Source organism: Massilia sp. Root133 (assembly GCF_001426525.1).
In the GTDB taxonomy this organism is placed as follows: Bacteria; Pseudomonadota; Gammaproteobacteria; order Burkholderiales; family Burkholderiaceae_D; genus Telluria; species Telluria orientalis.
Map to the genome: position 1 here is coordinate 83,601 of NZ_LMEW01000013.1, position 22,359 is coordinate 105,959.

Annotated in this window: 23 protein-coding genes, 1 tRNA gene and 1 pseudogene; 13 read left to right on the top strand and 12 right to left on the bottom strand. The window is 62.2% G+C overall.

All coding sequences use genetic code 11. The features are described from left to right. Nucleotides 1–80: 80 nt before the first annotated feature. The 6 genes from ASD28_RS13835 (at nt 81) to ASD28_RS13860 (ending at nt 3,000) form a co-directional block, all read left to right on the top strand. Nucleotides 81–371: a hypothetical protein gene (locus ASD28_RS13835; RefSeq protein WP_056128665.1), complete on the top strand. Its 291-nt coding sequence runs from the start codon at nt 81–83 to the stop codon at nt 369–371. Between the two features lie 76 nt (nt 372–447). Beyond that, on the top strand, nt 448–858 hold the full coding sequence (locus ASD28_RS13840) for a PAAR domain-containing protein (RefSeq protein WP_056128667.1): 411 nt from the start codon (nt 448–450) through the stop codon (nt 856–858). Nucleotides 859–922: 64 nt separating this feature from the next. Next, complete coding sequence (locus ASD28_RS13845; RefSeq protein WP_202114298.1) at nt 923–1,351, top strand: DUF4123 domain-containing protein; 429 nt, start codon at nt 923–925, stop codon at nt 1,349–1,351. Beyond that, nucleotides 1,344–1,679: a hypothetical protein gene (locus tag ASD28_RS13850; protein WP_056128671.1), complete on the top strand. Its 336-nt coding sequence runs from the start codon at nt 1,344–1,346 to the stop codon at nt 1,677–1,679. The genes ASD28_RS13845 and ASD28_RS13850 overlap by 8 nt, the downstream gene beginning before the upstream one ends. Then, on the top strand, nt 1,679–2,272 hold the full coding sequence (locus ASD28_RS13855) for a restriction endonuclease fold toxin 5 domain-containing protein (RefSeq protein ID WP_056128673.1): 594 nt from the start codon (nt 1,679–1,681) through the stop codon (nt 2,270–2,272). Before ASD28_RS13850 ends, ASD28_RS13855 begins: the two co-directional genes overlap by 1 nt. Beyond that, the gene (locus ASD28_RS13860) at nt 2,269–3,000 is read left to right on the top strand and encodes an Imm52 family immunity protein (RefSeq protein ID WP_082577327.1); all 732 of its coding nucleotides are present in this window, start codon (nt 2,269–2,271) and stop codon (nt 2,998–3,000) included. The genes ASD28_RS13855 and ASD28_RS13860 overlap by 4 nt, the downstream gene beginning before the upstream one ends. Here the strand turns inward: ASD28_RS13860 and ASD28_RS13865 are convergent. Together ASD28_RS13865 and ASD28_RS13870 are read right to left on the bottom strand one after the other, a co-directional pair. After that, nucleotides 2,997–3,542, bottom strand: a complete 546-nt coding sequence (locus ASD28_RS13865) for a cysteine hydrolase family protein (protein ID WP_056128678.1) — start codon at nt 3,540–3,542, stop codon at nt 2,997–2,999. The two genes, ASD28_RS13860 and ASD28_RS13865, sit on opposite strands and share 4 nt — an antisense overlap. After that, nucleotides 3,539–4,432 (bottom strand): LysR family transcriptional regulator, encoded by an 894-nt coding sequence (locus tag ASD28_RS13870; protein WP_056128681.1) that lies wholly within the window; start codon nt 4,430–4,432, stop codon nt 3,539–3,541. Before ASD28_RS13870 ends, ASD28_RS13865 begins: the two co-directional genes overlap by 4 nt. A 96-nt stretch (nt 4,433–4,528) precedes the next feature. Here ASD28_RS13870 and ASD28_RS13875 point away from each other — a divergent pair, with 96 nt between their 5' ends. The 7 genes from ASD28_RS13875 (at nt 4,529) to ASD28_RS13905 (ending at nt 9,646) form a co-directional block, all read left to right on the top strand. Continuing rightward, the gene (locus ASD28_RS13875) at nt 4,529–5,533 is read left to right on the top strand and encodes an NAD(P)-dependent alcohol dehydrogenase (protein WP_056128684.1); all 1,005 of its coding nucleotides are present in this window, start codon (nt 4,529–4,531) and stop codon (nt 5,531–5,533) included. Between the two features lie 88 nt (nt 5,534–5,621). After that, nucleotides 5,622–6,029, top strand: coding sequence for a CsgE family curli-type amyloid fiber assembly protein (locus tag ASD28_RS13880; protein ID WP_056128687.1), 408 nt, complete (start codon nt 5,622–5,624; stop codon nt 6,027–6,029). A gap of 21 nt (nt 6,030–6,050) precedes the next feature. After that, nucleotides 6,051–6,476, top strand: coding sequence for a curli assembly protein CsgF (locus tag ASD28_RS13885; RefSeq protein WP_056128689.1), 426 nt, complete (start codon nt 6,051–6,053; stop codon nt 6,474–6,476). Continuing rightward, the gene (locus tag ASD28_RS13890; RefSeq protein ID WP_056128691.1) at nt 6,473–7,303 is read left to right on the top strand and encodes a CsgG/HfaB family protein; all 831 of its coding nucleotides are present in this window, start codon (nt 6,473–6,475) and stop codon (nt 7,301–7,303) included. Before ASD28_RS13885 ends, ASD28_RS13890 begins: the two co-directional genes overlap by 4 nt. Further along, the gene (locus ASD28_RS13895) at nt 7,300–7,698 is read left to right on the top strand and encodes a hypothetical protein (protein WP_056128693.1); all 399 of its coding nucleotides are present in this window, start codon (nt 7,300–7,302) and stop codon (nt 7,696–7,698) included. The genes ASD28_RS13890 and ASD28_RS13895 overlap by 4 nt, the downstream gene beginning before the upstream one ends. A 52-nt stretch (nt 7,699–7,750) precedes the next feature. Further along, nucleotides 7,751–8,692, top strand: coding sequence for a hypothetical protein (locus ASD28_RS13900; protein WP_056128696.1), 942 nt, complete (start codon nt 7,751–7,753; stop codon nt 8,690–8,692). 18 nt (nt 8,693–8,710) lie between these two features. Next, nucleotides 8,711–9,646, top strand: coding sequence for a hypothetical protein (locus ASD28_RS13905; RefSeq protein WP_056128701.1), 936 nt, complete (start codon nt 8,711–8,713; stop codon nt 9,644–9,646). An 80-nt stretch (nt 9,647–9,726) separates the two neighbouring features. Here the strand turns inward: ASD28_RS13905 and rpoC are convergent, their stop codons facing one another. From rpoC to ASD28_RS31130, 10 genes and pseudogenes are all read right to left on the bottom strand, one after another. Further along, nucleotides 9,727–13,974, bottom strand: coding sequence for a DNA-directed RNA polymerase subunit beta' (gene rpoC / locus ASD28_RS13910; protein ID WP_056128704.1), 4,248 nt, complete (start codon nt 13,972–13,974; stop codon nt 9,727–9,729). A 220-nt stretch (nt 13,975–14,194) separates the two neighbouring features. After that, nucleotides 14,195–18,304, bottom strand: coding sequence for a DNA-directed RNA polymerase subunit beta (gene rpoB, locus ASD28_RS13915; RefSeq protein WP_056128706.1), 4,110 nt, complete (start codon nt 18,302–18,304; stop codon nt 14,195–14,197). A 281-nt stretch (nt 18,305–18,585) separates the two neighbouring features. Then, the gene (gene rplL, locus ASD28_RS13920) at nt 18,586–18,960 is read right to left on the bottom strand and encodes a 50S ribosomal protein L7/L12 (protein WP_056128709.1); all 375 of its coding nucleotides are present in this window, start codon (nt 18,958–18,960) and stop codon (nt 18,586–18,588) included. A 51-nt stretch (nt 18,961–19,011) separates the two neighbouring features. After that, entirely contained in the window at nt 19,012–19,536 is a 525-nt protein-coding gene (gene rplJ, locus ASD28_RS13925; RefSeq protein WP_056128711.1) for a 50S ribosomal protein L10, read from the bottom strand. A 248-nt stretch (nt 19,537–19,784) separates the two neighbouring features. Then, on the bottom strand, nt 19,785–20,480 hold the full coding sequence (rplA, locus tag ASD28_RS13930; protein WP_056128713.1) for a 50S ribosomal protein L1: 696 nt from the start codon (nt 20,478–20,480) through the stop codon (nt 19,785–19,787). Between the two features lies 1 nt (nt 20,481). Further along, entirely contained in the window at nt 20,482–20,913 is a 432-nt protein-coding gene (gene rplK, locus ASD28_RS13935) for a 50S ribosomal protein L11 (RefSeq protein ID WP_056128716.1), read from the bottom strand. Between the two features lie 107 nt (nt 20,914–21,020). Further along, complete coding sequence (gene nusG, locus ASD28_RS13940) at nt 21,021–21,644, bottom strand: transcription termination/antitermination protein NusG (RefSeq protein WP_229412144.1); 624 nt, start codon at nt 21,642–21,644, stop codon at nt 21,021–21,023. Nucleotides 21,645–21,646: 2 nt separating this feature from the next. Next, nucleotides 21,647–22,033 (bottom strand): preprotein translocase subunit SecE, encoded by a 387-nt coding sequence (gene secE, locus ASD28_RS13945; protein ID WP_056128720.1) that lies wholly within the window; start codon nt 22,031–22,033, stop codon nt 21,647–21,649. Nucleotides 22,034–22,070: 37 nt separating this feature from the next. Then, nucleotides 22,071–22,146, bottom strand: a tRNA-Trp gene (locus tag ASD28_RS13950). Between the two features lie 111 nt (nt 22,147–22,257). Beyond that, nucleotides 22,258–22,359, bottom strand: a pseudogene (locus tag ASD28_RS31130) (elongation factor Tu); the annotation flags it as partial.

Genomic DNA, 22,359 nt, shown 5'->3' on the forward strand with positions numbered 1-22,359 from the left:
GTATTCGATAACCAGCTGAGTTGACGCAACGGATACCGTGAGCGCGGCAGGAACAATGGCGAGTCGACCGAGGAGCCGTCATGTCCGATAACCTGCTCTCAGAAATCCGCCAGACCATCATCGACATCCACCCGGAACTGGCCCACGATGCCAGCCTGCCGGACCGCCTCGAGCGCGCCCATGCGCATGCGGTGGTCCTGGGATTCACGGATGCCGACGTCATCGCCCGCTTCCTCCGCTACGAAGCGACGGCCCCGAATTTTTATCGCCAACCCGCGATCGACGCCTGGCTGCGGCGGCCCGGCCAGCCGGTCGAGCAGCGGTTCGCGGATGTGCTCGTGCGGGTGAAGTCCGGGTTCAGGCGGGAGTGATGGCCAGACAACAAAACAGGTTGGCTTTTGTTACTCTGCCGCTAGACTATTTCACATTTGAGCCGGACGGAAATCGATGAGCAAACCCTTGATTCGCATGGGCGACCGCACCAGTCACGGCGGTACCGTCATCAGCGGCGACATGACGCGGGAGGTCTATGGCAAAGCCGTGGCGCGCGTTGGCGACCTGACGGTCTGCCCGAAATGCAAAGGTGTATTTGCGATCACCACTGGCGCCGACGACCTGACCGGGTTCGGCCAAGCCGTTGCGCGACATGGCGACAAGACTGCCTGCGGTGCGACGCTGATCGCCGGTCAGTCGTCTGCCTGGTGGGACAACCATTCCAGCCCTGACGGCGCAGCTTCCGCTGCCAGCGCAAACACCGACATGTCCAGTAATCTGGTTGCACAGGAGGCGCCAACCATCTGCCTGGAGTGCCTCGCCAAAGCCGCTGCCGCAGGATTGGCCATGGTAGTGAGAGGCTAGTGAGGTTATCGTCGAGCACTTCCGGGCCCTTCAACAGGCTGACACTGCCTTATGGCTCTATGCGTTGGTTGACGGCTTCCAGTATGAACAGCATACCGGTCAGCGTCTGGTTTATCAGCGCGGCATCAATCGCCCTATTTTTCTCGGTACGGAAGATGAGCCTCTCGCTCACGCCGGCCCGTGGCTCATCGACGTCGTCAGGGCGCCTGACCAGTTGCAGTCGCTGCACGACCTTGAGCAAGCGCTGCCATCGGTGTCGTGGCTGATCTCGGCGATCGATCTGGAAGGCCTGAGCCAACTGCTGCAACTCAAACTCGACGCGCAACTGCCGGATGGCCGCAAGGTACTGCTGCGGTTCTACGATCCGCGCGTCCTGGGCAACCTGATGCAGACGATGAACAACGCGCAGCGCGCCGAGTTCGTCCACCTCATCGACGAATGGCACTTCATCCACGATGGCCGCAGAGTATGCATGGGAGGGCCTCGTGCTTGAACTGAGCGAAGAACAGCTCTCGCATCTGGACCTGCTGGAGAAGCGGCAATACATCAAGCAAGTCAGCAAGAACATCGTCAGGGAACATCCCGAACTCGCAAGCGACAGGGGTTTGCCGGACCGCCTCGAACGCGCGTATGCGCACGCCGTCGCGCTGGGTTTCACGGATGGCGGCGCCAATACCCAGTTTCTTTATTACGAAGCCTTTGCCCCGAATTTTTATCGTGAACCGGCCATCGATGCCTGGCTCAGGAAACCGGGCCAGCCGGTCGAACAACGATTCGCCGACATGATCGCGTGGGTGAAGTCCAGACTGAGGGAGAATTAATGGCAGCGCTCGCAGTTCCCATCCTCGAAGCCGCCGGCGGCGCCCTGTTGCGGGCGCTCGGTGTTGCCGCTGTTGCCGGTGCCGGCGCGGTGGCTGTCAACGAAGCGACCAGGAACAAGGTCGAATCTGCGGACAAGGCTAAATCTGCGCCGATTGCGGAGGCCGGTACGCAGACCAAGACAAAAGACACTTGTGACAAATGTCCGCCGGACGGCGGGATGCTTGTTGAGCGTAACTGGAATATGTCTGAGGTATCGCGAAGCTACCAGGCTCGGATTACGGGCTTTATTCCTTATACAGAGTGGAGATTTCAGGAGAACGACTTCGATGGTTTTAAATCGAAGGAATGCTTACTGCTCGAAGCGAAAGCAACCTACGACCAGTTCTTCGAGTCGTCAACCGAGCCAAAATTCTTCTTCAAGATTACAGGACTGCCGAAGATAATTGCTCAGGGGATACGCCAGAGCATGGTTACCCTGAAATCACCGCCATCACGATTACACTGGCATTTTATGCAGCCGCTAAGTCACGCCTACTTTACCGCTCAATTTCGCAAGCGGTCCTTGATCATTACTACCTTTTTGACCCAATGAGCCAAATTCTTGAAATAGACGCTAATTTTCGCACTGGTGCTCAACTCCCATCGATAGACGAGCATTATATCGATATATGGAAAATAGCCAAGGCTCTGGAAACGCTAGGGCATCCTCTCGACCAATGGTTTCCTCCCGCAGATACTGAAGCCAATTCATTGCTGAATAAGGCATTCACTGAAGTGGGGCCGAGCGCAGCGGCACTTGCGATGGCCAAAGCTGACAGCGACAACCTTGCCACCGACCTGAGGACCTTGGGCGTGTGGAACGGTTCAGAAGAAGAAGGCGCTATCGCCTACACAGCCACATATAACATTGGCCCCTTTCCATCAACTTTGAATTTCAGCAGCAAAGATGCTGTAGTACTTCGCGATCGGTCCAATGTCATCAAATTGGTCTTGGCCGTTATCAATATGTGGAAACCCATGGTTGTCCAGGTAGCTCCAGGCGGATATCTGGAAAAAAGCGTTTTCCCTGACAGACCAGGCGCAGGCTGGATGCTCTATCTGCCATTCGCCATCAATGCTCAACAAATTCCGGAAGCGGCTGACGTTATCAAAATCATGGATGACAAAGGTAAAACCCAGCGGGGCAGCCTCATCGTGACGGTAGCGGAAACCTTCGACGTGCAAAATCCCGAGCACATCAAAAAGGCGAACGCGATCGAGACCCGACTGGTCGATCAAGACCTGCTCCCGACCAATAGCGAATTCGTCGCAAAGTTCTAAGTCACTGAGCCCAGGACGTCGGCAGTCGACCTCACGTCAGCATACTCGCCATGCAGGTTCGCCAGCGCCATCAGATGAACCTCCTCGGCGCTGCGCAAGGTCCCGCCGAAATCCGTCTTGTCGAAGGTAAAACAGGCATCCGCCACGACGACTGTCGAGAAACCGAGATTGCCGGCCGTGCGCGCCGTCGCCTCGACCGAATTGTTCGTGCTCACGCCGGCGATGACGACGTCGCGGATGCCGCGCGCATGCAGCCACCGTTCGAGCCCCGTGTTGACGAAGGCATCCGGCACGTTCTTTTCGACGACGTGCTCGTGCGCCAGCGGAGCGAACGCTTCCTGGAACTCGGCGCCGCTCTGGCCGGGCGCGAACACCGACGTCGGCGAGCGGCTGATGTGGCGGACGAGGACGACGGGCTCCTCGCGCTCCCGCCACGCGGCCAGCAGGCGGGCGATGTTGGCTTCCGCCTGCGGGTTGTTCCGGGGCGGCAGGGTCGGGCTCTGCATGCCTTTTTGCATGTCGATGATGAGCAGGGCAATCATGAGGTCGGCTCTCCAAAACGTTCGATGACGAAATCAATAAAACTGCGCAGCTTGGGCGAGCGATACCGGTCCGGCAGGTAGACGATGTGCATCGGCCGCTCCGGCAATCCGTACTCGGGAAACAGCTGGACGAGCCGCCCTGCCCGCACGTCGGGCTCGAGCAGGATTGTTGGCTGCAGCACGATCCCGAGCCCGTGCAGCGCCGCGGTGCGCAAGGCCTGCCCGTTGTTGATTTTTACGCGGCCGGTGACGGGCACCTGGCAGACGTCGTGGTCGTGCTGGAAGCGCCACTGGTTGATGCTGGCCGCGCCGAACGCGAGGCAGTCGTGACTGGCCAGGTCGGCCGGGGTCGCGGGGACGCCGCGCCGCGCGAGATAGTCGGGCGACGCGCACAGCATCAGCCGGTACGGCGCCAGCGGCCGGGCGACGACGTTCGCATCCGGCGGCAACTGGCCGACACGGATGATGGCCTCGTAACCGTCTGCCATCAGGTCCACGAAGCGATCGGAAATATCCAGTTCGACATCCACTTGCGGATAGCGCGCCAGGTAATCGGACAGCACCGGCGCCAGCGCCTCCGTGCCGAACGTGACGGGCGCGCTGACGCGCAACGTGCCCGCGGGCGCGAGCCGCATCGTGTGCGCCTGGGCGTCCGTCTCGGCCACGAGCCGCAGGATCTCCTTGCAGCGCGCGTAATACTCCTCGCCGAACGCCGTCACGTGCTGGCGCCGCGTCGTGCGGTGCATCAGCTGCATGCCGAGCCGCTGCTCGAGCGCGCGGACATGGTTGCCGGCCATGGTCGCCGACATGCCGCACGCGTCCGCGGCCGCGCTGAGGCTGCCCTTCTCGACGGTGAGCACGTAGACCTTCATGCTGTCCAGCAGATCCATTCGCAAGTCCTGGTTGGAAATGTTGCAAGAAAAGCCGAGTTTATCGTCTTTCCGTTGGCAATCACACTGGGCGTCTCATTTCATAGGAGCCAACCCATGTATGCCATCCAGCTTGTCGAACCCTCGTTGACCGCGTTCCGCCGCACGTCGCTGCCCGATCCGCAGCCGGCTGCCGGCGACGTCGTCATCCGCCTGCGCGCGGCGGCGCTGAACTACATCGACGTCGCCGTCGCAACGGGGGACTTCCCCGGCGCAACGCTGCCGATAGTGCCCGTGGCCGATGGCGCCGGGGACATCGTCGCGCTGGGCGCGGGCGTGACGAATGTCGCGCTCGGCGACCGGGTCATTCCCCACTTCATGCCGGACTGGCTCGACGGCCCGATGCGCCCGGAACGGATCGCGGCCATGCGCGGCATCACGCTGCCCGGGTCGCTGTCGGAATACGTGGCGGTGCCGGCCCGCAGCGTCGTGCGCCTGCCGGATCATCTCGACTTCGTCCAGGGTGCGGCCTTGCCGATCGCGGCGACGACGGCGTGGAATGCGGTGCGCTCGGCGTCCGTGCGGCCCGGTTCCACGGTCGTCATCCTGGGCACGGGCGGCGTGAGCCTGTTCGCGCTGCAGTTTGCCAAGGCGAGCGGGGCGACCGTCATCCTCGTGTCGTCCTCCGATGCCAAGCTGGAGCGCGGCCGCGCGCTCGGCGCCGATCACCTCGTGAACTATCGCGCGACGCCAGCCTGGGACCGGGTCGTGCTCGAAACGACGAACGGCCGCGGTGCCGACCTCGTCGTCGAGACGGTCGGCGACGCGACGTTCGAGCGCTCGCTGAACGCGGCCGCGATGGGCGGCACCGTGTTCACGGTCGGCTTCCTGTCGGGCGCGACGACGTCGGTCAACCTGTTCTCCATCATCGGCAAGGCCTTGCGCGTGGTGGGCAACAGCACGGGATCGGTGGCGGACCTGGCGGAAGCGGTGCGGGCCGTCGAGGCCAACCGCATCGTGCCGGTGGTTGAGCGGACCATCGGCATCGACGAGGTGGCCGGCGCTTACGAAATGCTGGCAAGCGGCGCCCACATCGGCAAAATCGGAATAGCGCATCTCTGACAATGCTCATGGGCCGGGCTCGTCCGCTCGATACACTGCACTGAGATTTCTTGCTTATTTTATAACTTTTAAGCAATGAAGGTTGCAGATGATCAGCATTGCCCGCCACTTCATGTGCTTGGCCCTGGCCGCCGGTACTGCCGTCGCACAGCCCGCGCGCGACCCCGCCCCGGACGGCTGGGGCATCGTGACAAGCCAGCCCATCACGGTGGCGGGTCATGAGTTCTGCCGTTCCTTCATCACGGCCTGGCTCGACAAGCCCGGCAGCGACCGCTACACGATCGCCATCCGCGAGCGCCCGTCGGCGCGCTGGGGCACGCTGGTCTGGGTCGAGTACGGTCCGCGCCGGGTACTCCAGGTGCAGCTGCCGCCCGCGCGCACGGCGCTGAGGGCGCTGGGCGAAAACGCCGCCGAGAGCGCCTACCAGGCCGTCCTGGACATCGAGCGCCAACGCACGCTCGTCCTCGATGCCGACCTCGCGCCCGACGAATTCTGACCCCGCATGAAGGAGTGAGCCATGTCCCACCGACTGTCCCTGCCTGTCGCCTGCAGCCTCGCGCTCTGGGGCGCCGCCGCGTGCGCTTCCGAACTGGTCTACGTGCCGGTCAACCCGAATTTCGGCGGCGCGCCCTCCAACGGTCCGGGCCTGCTCGGTGCGGCGTCGGCGACCAACAAGCATGGCCTGTCGGGCCTCGGCGGGTCGTCGCCGCTGAACCAGTCGCCCCTCCAACAGTTCAACCAGACGCTCGAACGCATGATGCTGAGCCAGCTCGCGTCGGCCGCGACGTCGAAGCTGATGGGTTCGGACGGCAAACTGTTGCCGGGGACCTTTTCGACCGAGAACTTCGTCATCACGGTGACCGACCTGGGCGGCGGCGTGCTGCGCGTGACCACGACGGACAAGACGACCGGCGCCGTGACCTCGTTCGAGGTGGGACAATGAACGCGCGGCTGGCCGTGTTGGCACTGCTGTGCGCGCTGGCCGGATGCGCCCATGTGCCCTCGGCGGTGCGTGACAATGCCCGGCTGACGCCCGACACCGCCATCCGGCGCGACCTGCTCACCCTGCCGCCACCGAAGGGCAGGATCGCCGTGGCCGTGTACGGCATCCGCGACCAGACCGGCCAGTACAAGCCGGCGCCGGACAGCTCGTTCTCCACCGCGGTGACGCAGGGTGCGTCGTCGATGCTGATCCGGGCGCTGCAGGACTCGGGCTGGTTCATCCCGGTCGAACGCGAGAACCTGCAGAATCTGCTCACCGAACGCAAGATCGTGCGCGCGCTGGAGATGCCGCAGCCGGCGGGGACGCCGCCCGTGCAGATGCCGCCCCTGCTCGCGGCCTCGGTCCTGATCGAAGGCGGCGTCGTCGCCTACGAGAGCAATGTGCGCACCGGCGGCGTGGGCGCGCGCTTCCTCGGCATCGGGATGAGCACCCAGTACCGGGTCGACCAGGTGACCGTCAACCTGCGCACGGTCGACATCCGCGGCGGCCAGATCCTGCAGAGCGTGTCGACCACCAAGACCATTTATTCGTACGAGCTGCATCCGAGCGTCTTCAAGTTCGTCAACGTGAAGGACCTGGCGGAATTCGAGGCGGGCACGACCCGCAACGAGCCGACGCAGTTGTGCGTGGGCGAGGCGATCGAGGCCGCCGTGGTGCACCTGATCGCGCAGGGCATCCGGGCCGGGAACTGGGCGCCGCAGGACGAGGACGGGGTATCCAATCCGGTGCTGCGGCGCTACCTGGCCGCCGCGGGGAGCGCGCCATGAACGCGCTGCGGCACGGCGCCTGCGGCCTGCTTCTGGCTAGCGGCATCCTCGTGGGCGCCTGCGCGGGCGACCTGGGACCGTCCGAACTCGATGTGCCGACCGCCGTCATTGCCGCGACACCGATGCCCGCCGCGCCAGGCCGGGCATCGGTGTCGCAGGCGGGCAGCGACAACAACGCCAGCCTGCTCCAGACGGGCCTGGACAACGAGGCCGTCGTGCAGCAGAGCGGCCAGCGGAACACGGCCAGCATCCTGCAGGCAGGCGCAGGCAACCGCGCCGGCATCGACCAGCAGGGCGCGTTGAACACGGCCCGCATCGAGCAGTACGGCCAGCACGGCTATGCGCGCATCACCCAGTATGGCAACGGCAAGTCGGCCACCATCGTTCAGCATTAGGGGCCGCTGAATCGCTTTCGATAACGCCCCTGTCCACTTCGAGGAGTACTCCATGAAACTCGCACTCTCGACCATCGCGCTCGGCGTCGGCCTGGCCTGTGCCAGCCTGGCCGCGTCGGGCCAGACCATCACGGTCACACAGCAGGGCAGCGGCAACACAGCTGCCGCGGAGCAGGTGAATACGACGCCCGAGGCAGTCATCTATTCATCCACCACCGCATCGATCACGCAGATCGGGAATGACAACCATGTCGGCGGTCCCGGCGGCACGAGCGCCGGCATCTTCCAGATCCTCTCTCCGAACGGCGGCGCGCGTGCGCTGGTCACCCAGACCGGGACAGGCAACAATGCCGGCATCACGCAGGACGGCAGGCCCGGGCCGAACCCGCCGCCGGTCACGGCCGTGATTACCCAGCAAGGCAACGGGAACGATGCGGCGATCACGCAGACGCACGCGGTGTCCAACGATGTGTCCATCGACCAGAACGGCAGCGCCAACCTGGCACGCCTGCTGCAGGTCGACACCGGCGACGCGTCGTTCCACATCACGCAGAACGGTACCGGCAACACGACCACGGCGGAACACTTGAGGAGCTCGCATGGCGGCCCGCAGGTGAACCAGACCGGCGAAGGCAATACGGTCGCGATCTACGCGGACAATCTTCTTGGCCCCGGCGCCAGGATCACCCAGGACGGCAGTGTGAACAGCGCGAATGTACTGCTGATCGACACCGATATCATGCTTACCCTCTCACAACAGGGCGTCGGCAACGTTGTCAACGCAAGCGAGTCGGGCGCCGGTTTCGCGGACATCAGCCAGAGCGGCAACGGCAACATTGCCAACCTGACCCAGGCCAACGGCTTCCTGAAGGCCTCGATTGTCCAGATCGGCAATATCAACGGCGCGACGGTGAACCAGTCCGGCCCATCCGAGTATGTCGCCAACGTGAACCAGAGCGGTTCGGGCAACTGGTCGAACGTCTACCAGCACTGATACGCGAGGAGCACGCTCATGAAATCCAGACTTTCGGCAATCGCCATTGGCGCCATCCTGGCCTGCGCCAGCCACGTCGCGTCGAGCCAGACCATCGCGGTCGCGCAGCAGGGCAACGGCAACACCGCGGCCTCGGAGCAGGTTGGCCTGACACCGTACGACACGACGCAGCCGGACAGCGCATCGATCACGCAGACCGGCAACGACAACCATGTGGGCGGCCCCGGCGCCACGAGCGGGGGCATCTTCCAGCGCGACATCCGCTACGGTGTGACCGCCGTGGTCAGCCAGAACGGCACCGGGAACAATGCAGGCATCACGCAAGATGGCGCGAGGGGAACGCACGGACTGGTTGAAGCGCGGATCACCCAACTCGGGAACGGGAACGATGCCGCCATCGCGCAAGCCATCGTCACGTCGAGTCCTGTCATCGTCGACCAGAGCGGCAGCGGCAACGTTGCGCGCGTCGAGCAGATCGAGAGTGCCGATACGAGCATCCGGACCTCACAATCCGGCACGGGCAACCGGTTGACGGTCAGCCAGCGGGGCGCCGTCTATCACGGTCCGGCGATCACGCAAGCGGGCGATGGGAATACCGTGTCGGTGGTCGCCAACAACATGCTGGCGGGCGGCCCGGACATCGTACAGAACGGCACGCTGAACAGCGCGAGCACGGTCCAGAACGATGGCGACGATTCCTCGATCACGATCCGGCAGGAGGGATCGGGCAACATCGCCGACGCCAGCCAGACCGGCAGCGACCATGTCGCCGACATCAACCAGGTCGGCAACGCCAACCTGGCCAGGGTGATCCAGACCGGCGCCGGTAACACAGCCACGATTGCCCAGATCGGCAACAGCAACACCGCGACGGTCAGCCAGGCTGGCGCAGGCTATGTGGCCAACGTCAACCAGACGGGCTCGGGCAACTGGACGAATATCTACCAGCACTGAGGCCGGCAGGCGCCAGGCAAAAAAAACGGCACCCCTCGAGGTGCCGTTTTTATCAGCTGATTAAGCTAATGCTGAAGCGATCACTCGCCGTCGCCATGATGCTGCTCGACCGAAGCCGCAGCATTCTGCTGGTCTTCCATCGCCTGCAGCTCGGCAGCCATGTTGGCCTTTTCCTGCTGCAGCAGCGCTGCGCGCTCTTCGGCTTCCCACGCTTCTTTCTCCTTGCGGGCGCGGTGGAATGCCAGACCGGTACCGCCCGGGATCAGGCGGCCGACGATGACGTTTTCCTTCAGGCCGCGCAGACCGTCGCGCTTGCCCATAATCGCCGCTTCGGTCAGCACGCGGGTGGTTTCCTGGAACGATGCGGCCGAGATGAACGAGTCGGTCGACAGCGATGCCTTGGTAATACCCAGCAGCACGTTTTCGTAGGTCGCCGGCAGCTTGCCTGCGGCCGTCACGCGGTCGTTCTCTTCCAGCAGTTCCGAACGCTCCACCTGCTCGCCGACGATGTAGTCGGTGTCGCCGGCTTCGACGATCTGAACACGACGCAGCATCTGGCGAACGATCACCTCGATGTGCTTGTCGTTGATCTTCACGCCCTGCAGACGGTACACGTCCTGCACTTCGTCGACGATGTAGCGGGCCAGCGCTTCGATACCCAGCAGGCGCAGGATGTCTTGCGGATCGGCCGGGCCGTCCACGATCATCTCGCCCTTGTTCACCACCTGGCCGTCGTGCACCAGCACTTGCTTGTCCTTGGTGATCAGGAACTCGTGCTTGTTGCCGTCCATGTCGGTGATTTCCAGGCGCTGTTTGCCCTTGGTCTCTTTACCGAATGCGACCGTACCGGTGACTTCCGCCAGCATACCGGCATCTTTCGGCGAACGGGCTTCGAACAGCTCGGCAACGCGCGGCAGACCACCGGTAATGTCACGGGTCTTCTGCGATTCGGTCGGGATACGTGCAAGCACTTCACCCACCGACACTTGCTGGCCATCCTTCACCATGATCAGCGCGCCGACCTGGAAGCCGATCGTCACGGCGTGCTCGGTGCCGGCGATCTTGACTTCCTGGCCTTCGGCGTTGAGCAGCTTGACCTGCGGACGATTGACCTTGCCCGAACCGCGGCGTTTCGGGTCGATCGCGACCAGGGTCGACAGGCCGGTCACGTCGTCCACCTGGCGAGCGACGGTGACGCCCTCTTCCACGTTCTCGAACTTGATCGTACCGGCGTACTCGGTGATGATCGGACGGGTCAGCGGGTCCCACGTTGCCAGCGGCAGGCCGGCTTTCACCACCATGCCGTCCTGGACAGCCAGGGTCGCGCCGTACGGCACCTTGTGACGCTCGCGCTCGCGGCCGTGGTCGTCCGTGATCAGCACTTCGCCCGAACGCGAAATGACGATCTGGGCGCCCTTGCCGTTGGTCACGTAACGCATGGTCGCCGTGAAGCGGACCGTACCGTTCGACTTGGCTTCCACCGACGATGCCACCGCCGCACGCGATGCCGCACCACCGATGTGGAACGTACGCATGGTCAGCTGGGTACCCGGCTCACCGATCGACTGTGCTGCCACCACACCGACGGCTTCGCCGGAGTTGACCAGCATGCCGCGGCCCAGGTCACGGCCATAGCACTTCGCGCACAGGCCGTAACGGGTGTCGCAGTTCAGCGGCGTGCGGACCTTGACTTCGTCGATGCCCAGACGCTCGATCTCTTCGACCATGTCTTCGTCCAGCAGCGTGCCGGCTTCGTACAGGGTCGCCTGCGTTTCCGGATTGACGACGTCGGTACCGGTCACGCGGCCGAGGATACGGTCGCGCAGGGCTTCGATCACTTCACCGCCTTCGACCATCGCCTTCATGTGCGTGCCGTTGGAGGTGCCGCAATCGTCTTCCGTCACGACCAGATCCTGCGTCACGTCGACCAGACGACGGGTCAGGTAACCCGAGTTTGCCGTCTTCAGCGCGGTGTCGGCCAGACCTTTACGGGCGCCGTGCGTCGAGATGAAGTACTGCAGAACGTTCAGGCCTTCGCGGAAGTTCGCGGTAATCGGCGTTTCGATAATCGAGCCGTCCGGCTTCGCCATCAGGCCGCGCATACCGGCCAGCTGACGGATCTGGGCTGCGGAACCACGGGCGCCCGAGTCGGCCATCATGTAGATGGCGTTGAACGACTCTTGCGTGCCCTGGGTGCCGTCGCGCTTCGTGACCGGCTCGACTTTCAGCTGGTCCATCATCGCCTTGCCCACTTCGTCCGAGGTCTTGCCCCAGATGTCGACGACCTTGTTGTAACGCTCGCCGGCGGTGACCAGACCCGAGGCGTACTGCTGCTCGATCTGCTTCACTTCCGCTTCGGCGGTCGAGATCATGGTCTTCTTGACGTCCGGGATCAGCATGTCGTCCACGGCGATCGAGATACCGGCGCGCGTTGCGAGACGGAAGCCCGACTGCATCAGCTTGTCGGCGAACACGACGGTCGCACGCAGGCCGCACTTGCGGAACGACGTGTTGATCAGCTTCGAGATTTCCTTCTTCTTCAGCGCGCGGTTCAGCACCGAGAACGGCAGGCCTTTCGGCAGGATCTCGGACAGGATCGCACGGCCGACCGTGGTCTCGTAGCGGGTCAGCGTCTGGTCGAAACCGCCTTCGGCGTTGCGCGGGAATTCCACGATACGCACGGTGATGCGGGTCGCCAGTTCGACTTCCTTGTTGTCGTACGCGCGGATGACTTCCGACACGTCCGGGAACAGCATGCCTTCGCCCTTGGCGTTGATCGCCTCGCGGGTCGCGTAGTACAGACCCAGCACGATATCCTGCGACGGCACGATCGACGGTTCGCCGTTCGACGGGAACAGGATGTTGTTCGACGCCAGCATCAGCGTACGCGCTTCCATCTGTGCTTCGATCGACAGCGGGACGTGGACTGCCATCTGGTCACCGTCGAAGTCGGCGTTGAACGCCGCGCAGACCAGCGGGTGCAGCTGGATCGCTTTACCTTCGATCAGGACCGGCTCGAACGCCTGGATACCGAGACGGTGCAGCGTCGGCGCACGGTTCAGCATCACCGGGTGTTCCTTGATGACTTCTTCCAGGATGTCCCAGACGACCGGTTCCTGCTGCTCGACGAGCTTCTTCGCAGCCTTGATGGTCGTTGCCAGACCCATCAGTTCCAGCTTGTTGAAGATGAACGGCTTGAACAGTTCGAGGGCCATCAGCTTCGGCAGACCACACTGGTGCAGTTTCAGCTGCGGACCCACCACGATGACCGAACGGCCCGAGTAGTCGACGCGCTTGCCCAGCAGGTTCTGACGGAAGCGGCCGCCCTTACCCTTGATCATTTCAGCCAGCGACTTCAGCGGACGCTTGTTGGCGCCGGTCATCGCCTTGCCGCGACGGCCGTTGTCCAGCAGCGAGTCCACGGCTTCCTGCAGCATGCGCTTCTCGTTACGCGTAATGATTTCCGGCGCGCGCAGTTCCATCAGGCGCTTCAGGCGGTTATTACGGTTGATGACGCGGCGATACAGGTCGTTCAGGTCGGACGTGGCGAAACGGCCGCCATCCAGCGGGACGAGCGGACGCAGCTCCGGCGGCAGGACCGGGAGCACTTCCATGATCATCCATTCCGGCTTGATGCCCGAACGCTGGAACGCCTCGAGCACTTTCAGGCGCTTGGCGTATTTCTTGATCTTGGCTTCCGACTTCGACTCTTTGAGTTCGACGCGCAGGGCTTCGGCTTCGCGGTCGATGTCGATCGAGCGCAGCAGTTCACGGATGCCTTCGGCGCCCATGAATGCGGTGAAGTCGTCGCCGTACTCTTCGTACTTGGCGGCGTAGTCGTCTTCCGACATGATCTGGCACTTCTTCAGCGGGGTCATGCCCGGATCGGTCACGACGTATGCTTCGAAGTACAGGACGCGTTCGATATCGCGCAGCGTCATGTCCAGGACCATGCCCAGACGCGACGGCAGCGACTTCAGGAACCAGATGTGCGCGACCGGCGAGGCCAGCTCGATGTGGCCCATGCGCTCACGACGGACTTTCGCCAGGGTGACTTCGACGCCGCACTTCTCGCAGATCACGCCGCGGTGCTTCAGGCGCTTGTACTTGCCGCACAGGCATTCGTAGTCCTTGATCGGACCAAAGATTTTCGCGCAAAACAGGCCATCACGTTCCGGCTTGAACGTACGGTAGTTGATGGTCTCCGGCTTCTTGACTTCGCCGAACGACCACGAACGGATTTTCTCGGGCGACGCCAGGCCAATCTTGATGGCGTCGAAGCTCTCGTTTTGCTGAACTTGCTTGAATAGATCGAGCAGTGCTTTCATTTATCACTCCGGGTGATTGAATTCTGTACCTACTACTACCGCCAGCTTCTCACTGATTTTCGCCAGTGCTTGCTGGAACCACATTCCTTAAAACCGTCATCCCCGCGCAGGCGGGGATCCAAGTTTTTCGGCGATTCACCGAACTCAGGTTCCCGCCTGCGCGGGAACGACGATGTTGGGGTCGCGGGCCAGCCCGAAGGCTGGCGGCCGTGCTGCTGTCTTAGCTGCGCTCGAGATCGATGTCGATACCCAGCGAGCGGATTTCCTTCACCAGCACGTTGAACGATTCCGGCATACCGGCGTCGATCACGTGGTCGCCCTTGACCAGGTTCTCGTACACCTTGGTACGGCCGTTCACGTCGTCCGACTTGACGGTCAGCATTTCCTGCAGCACATACGATGCGCCGTACGCTTCCAGTGCCCACACCTCCATCTCACCGAAGCGCTGGCCACCGAACTGGGCTTTACCGCCCAGCGGCTGCTGCGTCACCAGCGAGTAAGGACCGGTCGAGCGGGCGTGCATCTTGTCGTCGACCAGGTGGTGCAGCTTCAGCATGTGCATGAAGCCCACGGTCACCTTGCGCTCGAATGCTTCGCCGGTGCGGCCGTCGTACATCGTGACTTGGTTCTTCGACGGGGTCATGCCCAGGTGGGCCGCGATCTCGTCCGGGAAGGCCAGATCCAGCATGCGGCGGATCTCTTCTTCGTGGGCACCGTCGAACACCGGGGTCGCGAACGGCACGCCGTTCTTGAGGTTGTTCGCCAGCTCGACGATTTCCTGGTCGCTGAAGTTGTCCAGGTCTTCCTTCTTGCCCGTTTCGTTGTAGATCTTGCCCAGGAACGCGCGCAGTTGCTCGGTCTCGGCCTTGGCCTTGATCATTTCGCCCAGGCGCAGACCCAGGCCTTTCGCGGCCCAACCCAGGTGGGTTTCCAGGATCTGACCGACGTTCATACGCGACGGCACGCCCAGCGGGTTCAGCACGACGTCGGCCGGCGTACCGTCGGCCATGAACGGCATGTCTTCCACCGGCACGATACGCGAGACGACACCCTTGTTACCGTGGCGGCCTGCCATCTTGTCGCCCGACTGCAGGCGGCGCTTGACGGCCAGGTAGACCTTGACCATCTTCTGCACGCCCGGCTGCAGCTCGTCGCCCTGCGTGAGCTTCTTGCGCTTCTCTTCGAACGCCAGGTCGAACTGGTGACGCTTCTCGTTGATCGACTCCTTCATCGCCTCCAGTGCGTTGGCCGTTTCGTCGTCGGCCGGACGGATGTCGAACCAGTGGAACTTGTCCAGGTCGTCCAGGTAGGCCTTGTCGATCACGGCACCCTTGGCCAGCTTCTTCGGACCGCCGTTGACGGTCTTGCCGACGAGCAGACGCTCCAGACGCTGGAACGCGTCGCCTTCCACGATACGCAGCTGGTCGTTCAGGTCCAGGCGGAAGCGCTTCAGCTCGTCGTCGATGATCTGCTGGGCGCGCTTGTCGCGCACGATGCCTTCACGGGTGAACACCTGCACGTCGATCACGGTACCGACCATGCCCGACGGCACGCGCAGCGACGTGTCCTTCACGTCCGACGCTTTTTCACCGAAGATCGCGCGCAGCAGCTTCTCTTCCGGCGTCAGCTGGGTTTCGCCCTTCGGCGTCACCTTACCGACCAGCACGTCACCGGCCTGCACTTCGGCGCCGATGTAGACGATGCCCGACTCGTCCAGGCGAGCCAGCTGGTTTTCCGCCAGGTTCGAGATGTCGCGGGTGATTTCTTCAGGACCCAGCTTCGTGTCGCGTGCGACGACCGACAGTTCCTCGATGTGGATCGAGGTGTAGCGGTCATCCTTGACGACGTTTTCCGAGATCAGGATCGAGTCCTCGAAGTTCAGGCCGTTCCACGGCATGAACGCCACCAGCATGTTCTGGCCGAGTGCCAGTTCGCCCAGGTCGGTCGACGCGCCGTCGGCGATGACGTCGCCGCGAGCCACGCGATCGCCCACTTTCACGATCGGACGCTGGTTGATGTTGGTGTTCTGGTTCGAACGGGTGTACTTGATCAGGTTGTAGATGTCGACACCGACTTCACCAGCCTGCGCTTCTTCGTCGTTCACTCGGATCACCACGCGGCCGGCGTCGACGTAATCGACGATACCGCCACGGGTCGCCTGCACGGTCGTGCCCGAGTCCACCGCCACGGTGCGCTCGATGCCGGTACCGACGAAGGCTTTTTCCGGACGCAGGCAAGGCACGGCCTGGCGCTGCATGTTGGCGCCCATCAGTGCACGGTTCGCGTCATCGTGCTCGAGGAACGGAATCAGCGATGCCGCCACCGACACGATCTGGCCCGGGGCCACGTCCATGTACTGGATGCGTTCCGGCGACACGAGGATGGTCTCGCCCGCTTCACGTGCCGAGACCAGCTCGTCGACCAACTGGCCTTCTGCGTTGATCTGCGCGTTCGCCTGGGCGATGATGTAGCGGCCTTCTTCGATCGCCGACAGGTATTCGATCTTGTCGGTGACTTTCGAACCGTCGACCTTGCGGTACGGGGTTTCCAGGAAGCCGTATTCGTTCAGGCGGGCAAACAGTGCCAGCGAGTTGATCAGGCCGATGTTCGGGCCTTCAGGCGTTTCGATCGGGCAGACGCGGCCGTAGTGGGTCGGGTGCACGTCGCGGACTTCGAAGCCGGCGCGCTCGCGGGTCAGGCCGCCCGGGCCCAGTGCGGAGACACGGCGTTTGTGCGTGATTTCCGACAGCGGGTTGGTCTGGTCCATGAACTGCGACAGCTGCGACGAACCGAAGAATTCGCGGATCGCGGCCGAGATCGGCTTGCTGTTGATCAGGTCGTGCGGCATCAGGTTGTCCGCTTCGGCCTGGCCGAGGCGTTCCTTGACGGCGCGTTCGACACGCACGAGGCCGGCGCGGAACTGGTTTTCGGCCAGTTCGCCCACGCAACGCACGCGGCGGTTACCCAGGTGGTCGATGTCGTCGACTTCGCCGCGGCCATTGCGCAGCTCGACCAGGATCTTGATCACGGCCAGGATGTCTTCGTTCGACAGGGTCATGTCGCCGACCAGTTCGTCACGGCCGATGCGGCGGTTGAACTTCATGCGGCCCACGGCCGACAGGTCGTAGCGTTCCGGGCTGTAGAACAGGCCGTGGAACAGCGCCTCCACCGATTCTTCGGTCGGCGGTTCGCCAGGACGCATCATGCGATAGATCGCCACGCGGGCAGCGGTCTGGTCGGCGGTGTCGTCGGTGCGCAGCGTCTGCGAGATGTAGGCGCCCTGGTCCAGGTCGTTGGTGTACAGCGTCTGGATCGCGTCGATGTTGGCGTCGCGCAGCTTGCCCAGCAGCTCGTCGGTCAGCTCGTCGTTGGCGTTGGCGATGATCTCGCCGGTGTCGCCGTCGACGACGTTCTTCGCCAGCACGCGGCCGACCAGGTAGTCTTCCGGCACCGAGATGTGCGTGATGCCGGCGTTTTCGACGTCGCGCACGTTCTTGGCGTTGATGCGCTTGTCCTTCGTTACCAGCGTCTTGCCGGTTTTCGGATCGACGATGTCGAAGCGCGCGACTTCACCGCGCAGGCGCTCGGCCACGAATTCCAGTTCCGCGCCTTCCGAACGCAGGTTGAAGTTGTCGAACACGAAGAAGTTCGCGAGGATCTGCTCCGGCGTCATGCCGATGGCTTTCAGCAGGATCGTCACCGGCATCTTGCGGCGGCGGTCGACGCGGAAGAACAGGATGTCCTTCGGGTCGAACTCGAAGTCCAGCCACGAGCCGCGGTAAGGAATGATACGTGCCGAGAACAGCAGCTTGCCCGACGAGTGCGTCTTGCCGCGGTCGTGCTCGAAGAACACGCCCGGCGAACGGTGCAACTGCGAGACGATCACGCGCTCGGTGCCGTTGATCACGAACGAACCGTTGGCGGTCATGAGCGGCAGTTCGCCCATGTACACTTCCTGTTCCTTCATTTCCTTCACGACCGGCTTGGTCGGCGATTCCTTGTCCAGGATCACCAGGCGCACCTTGGCGCGCAGCGGCGACGCGAAGGTCAGGCCGCGTTGTTGGCATTCCTTGACGTCGAAAGCGGGGTCACCCAGCACGTAGGAGAGGAACTCGAGGCGCGCAAAACCGTTGTGCGACACGATCGGGAAGATGGAGGTGAAAGCCGATTGCAGACCTTCGTTCTTGCGTACGGAGGGCCCTGCATCCGCTTGCAGGAAATTCTCGTAAGACTCCAGCTGCGTAGCGAGGAGGTAGGGAACGTTGTGAACGTTGGCGCGCTTCGCGAACGACTTGCGAATGCGTTTCTTCTCAGTAAATGAGTAGTGCATGGACACTCCGTGAGTGACAGAAAGGATGAGAATTCAGGAATTGCCAGTGGTTAAGCCACCACATGCAAGGCCTCAAATCTCGCCGCATTCCGCCGGGTGATTGGGAACCGGTGCTGCTGTGTTACGATAATGCTGTGCTGCGGTGCTTCTGAAACAGGGGTATTCCGTATTTTGTCGTAGGGACGACAAAAGAGCCAAAGCCGCATACCCCACCTTCCGGCGGGGATCTGCGCGCTTTGACTCCGGCGCGGGGCGCTGATTCAGCGCCCTTTGCATATGTATTACTTGAGCTCGGCCTTGGCGCCAGCTTCTTCCAGCTTCTTCTTGGCGGCTTCAGCGTCAGCTTTCGGCAGGGCTTCCTTGACGGTCTTCGGTGCGCCATCAACGACGTCCTTGGCTTCTTTCAGGCCCAGGCCGGTGATTTCGCGGACGGCCTTGATGACGCCGACCTTGTTCGCGCCGACTTCGGTCAGGACGACGTTGAATTCGGTCTGCTCTTCAGCAGCCGGTGCAGCGGCGCCGCCGCCAGCTGCCGGTGCGGCCATTGCAGCTGCCGACACGCCGAACTTCTCTTCGAATGCCTTGACCAGGTCGTTCAGTTCCATGACCGACATTGCGCCAACTGCGTCCAGGAACTCTTCTTTGCTAATTGCCATTTGAAACTCCAAATATTTGATTGTGATTAGTACTTGACCAAAAAGGCTTGCTTATTCTGCTGCTGCGGCTTCTGCCGGAGCTGCGGAACCTTCGCCTTTTTGTGCTGCGATTGCAGCCAGAACTCGTGCAAAGCCGGACACCGGAGCCTGCATGACGCCCAGCAGCTGGGCGATGAGGACTTCACGGCTCGGGATGCTTGCCAGCGCGTTGACGCCAGCGACATCCAGGTTCTTGCCAGCGTAGTTACCGCCCTTGACCACCAGTTTGTCGTTGGTCTTCGAGAAGTCGCTGAGCACCTTGGCGGCTGCCACGGCGTCGTCCGAGATCGAGTAGATCAGCGGACCAACCATGGTGTCAGCGAGGGGTGCGAACTGGGTGCCTTCCACAGCGCGACGAGCCAGCGTGTTCTTCAGAACACGCAGGTACACGCCCTGCGAACGAGCATTTGCACGGAGTTTCGTCAGAGCACTAACCTGGATGCCACGGTACTCGGCGACGACGATGGTTTGCGCGGTTGCTACTTTCGCGCTAACTTCTTCGACGACGACCTTTTTGTCATTCAGATTAAGACCCACGGTCAATCTCCTTAAATGATGTGAGGGACGTCCCCCGCATCGGTTCGAACACGGCGTCCGAAGTTAAGAAGTACGACAAAAGCATCGACTACAAAACTTGTTCGGGTTCGCCATCTGCGTTGGGTTTGCTTTTTAACCTCTTGCCTGCCTGCTGCATTCGGCCCAACGGTCTTTGATTGCCTGGCGGGGTTCAGTCCGCCAGCCCAAAGATCTGCCCCGCGATGTTCTGCGGGGACTTAATTCTTTACTTAAGCAGCCAGGGTAGCGTGATCGACACGCACGCCAGCGCCCATGGTCGACGAGATCGCGACCTTGCGCAGGTAGATACCCTTCGACGAAGCCGGCTTGGCCTTGTTCAGGGCGTCGATCAGCGCGACCAGGTTGGTCTTCAGCTGTTCGTCGCTGAACGACTTGCGGCCGATCGTGGCGTGGATGATACCTGCCTTGTCGGTACGGTACTGGACCTGACCGGCCTTGGCGTTGCGCACGGCGCCAGCCACGTCCGGGGTCACGGTGCCGACTTTCGGGTTCGGCATCAGGCCGCGCGGGCCCAGGATCTGGCCCAGGGTACCGACGATACGCATGGTGTCCGGCGAAGCGATGACGACGTCGAACGGCATGTCGCCGGCCTTGACGCGCTCTGCCAGGTCTTCCATACCGACGATGTCGGCGCCGGCGGCTTTAGCCTGCTCGGCCTTGTCGCCTTGTGCGAAGACGGCGACACGCACGGTCTTGCCGGTACCAGCCGGCAGGACGACGGAACCGCGGACGACCTGGTCCGACTTCTTCGGATCCACGCCCAGTTGCACGGCGACGTCGATCGACTCGTTGAACTTGGCGGTTGCGAATTCTTTGACGATTGCAACGGCGTTGTCGAAAGCGTAGGCCTTGTTACGGTCGACCTTGGCTTTGATTTCTTTGACGCGCTTGGACAGCTTGGCCATATTAGATACCCTCCACCGTGATGCCCATCGAACGTGCCGAGCCGGCCACGACGCGCACAGCAGCGTCCAGGTCAGCGGCGGTCAGGTCCGGCTGCTTGATTTTTGCGATTTCTTCAGCCTGGGCACGGGTCAGCGTGCCGACCTTGTCGGTATGCGGCTTCGGCGAACCTTTGGTGACGCCCGACAGCTTCTTGATCAGGTACGTTGCCGGCGGGGTCTTCATCTCGAAGGTGAACGACTTGTCCGCGAAGGCGGTGATCACGACCGGAATCGGCATGCCCGGTTCCATGCCTTGAGTCTTGGCATTGAAGGCCTTGCAGAATTCCATGATGTTCAGACCGCGCTGGCCGAGGGCCGGGCCGATCGGGGGGGACGGGTTTGCTTTACCAGCCGGCACTTGCAGCTTGATAAAACCGACGATTTTCTTTGCCATTTTTTTGGCTCCTATGTCGATTATGAGTGGTAGCGCTCCACCACTTATCCGGCGGAGCTCCTCTTATCGGATTCCGCCTTGCTGCTGCGACGCTCCGATTCGGCGTTTTAGACTTTCTCTACCTGCCCGAACTCCAGTTCCACCGGAGTCGCGCGGCCGAAGATGGTGACAGACACACGCACCTTCGATTTTTCGTAGTTGACTTCCTCGACAGAGCCGTTGAAGTCGGTGAACGGGCCTTCCTTGATACGCACCTGCTCGCCCACTTCGTACAGCACTTTGGGCCGCGGCTTCTCGACACCTTCCTGGACCTGCTGCATGATCTTGTCGATCTCGCGCGTCGGAATCGGCGTCGGCTTGTTGCTCTTGCCGCCGATGAAGCCGGTGACTTTCGGCGTGTTCTTCACGAGGTGCCAGGTCTCGTCGGTCATCTCCATCTCGACCAGCACATAACCCGGGAAGAAGCGACGCTCGGTCACTGATTTGCTGCCATTCTTGACTTCGACCACTTCTTCGGTCGGAACCAGGATACGGCCGAATTGTTCCTGCATGCCGCCGCGCTCGATGCGGTCGGTCAGGCCGCGCATCACGCTCTTCTCCATGCCGGAGTAGACATGCACGACGTACCAGCGCTTGTTGCTGACCGGAGTACTCAGCGGCGCATCAGCGTCTTGTGCCGGAACGCCGGCCGCCGGGACTTCACCCGGCACGTTGTCAGCGTTTTCGCTCATTATTATTTCCACCCCAGGATCACGTCGTACATCAGAAATTCAAGAATCTTATCCGTGCCCCACAGGAAAATTGCCATCACCAGCACGAACCCGAACACCACGGCGGTGATCTGGGTCGCTTCCTTGCGGGTAGGCCATACAACCTTCTTCGTTTCACGTACGGATTCCTTCGCGAAGCTCAGGAAATCGCGACCGGTCGCGGAAGTCCACAACAGCAGGACGGCAATAGCCAAACCAGCCACGAGTGCGCCTGCGCACATCAGGGCTGGTTTGTTCTGGCCTTTCAGAATGAAAAAGCCGACCACGCCTGCAATCGTAGCAACCACTGCCAGCGCGACCTTGAACTTGTCGTTCGAGGTGCCGACGGTTTGCACGGATTGATTAGACATACTTAATTTACTTTCGGGTGCCTGGCACCGAATTCGGTGGCAGGGGCGGAGGGCATCGAACCCCCAACCTTCGGTTTTGGAGACCGACGCTCTGCCAATTGAGCTACGCCCCTACAAAAACTTCTAGTTGAATCGAGCATTATACGCTACTTGGGTATTTCGCGCAACACTCTATTGTTGGGCGGAACAGAATCGTTCCGCCCGGAGGTACAGCAGTATTACTTTTAGGCGATGATCTTGGCAACCACGCCGGCGCCGACGGTACGGCCGCCTTCGCGGATTGCGAAGCGCAGACCTTCTTCCATCGCGATCGGAGCGATCAGCTT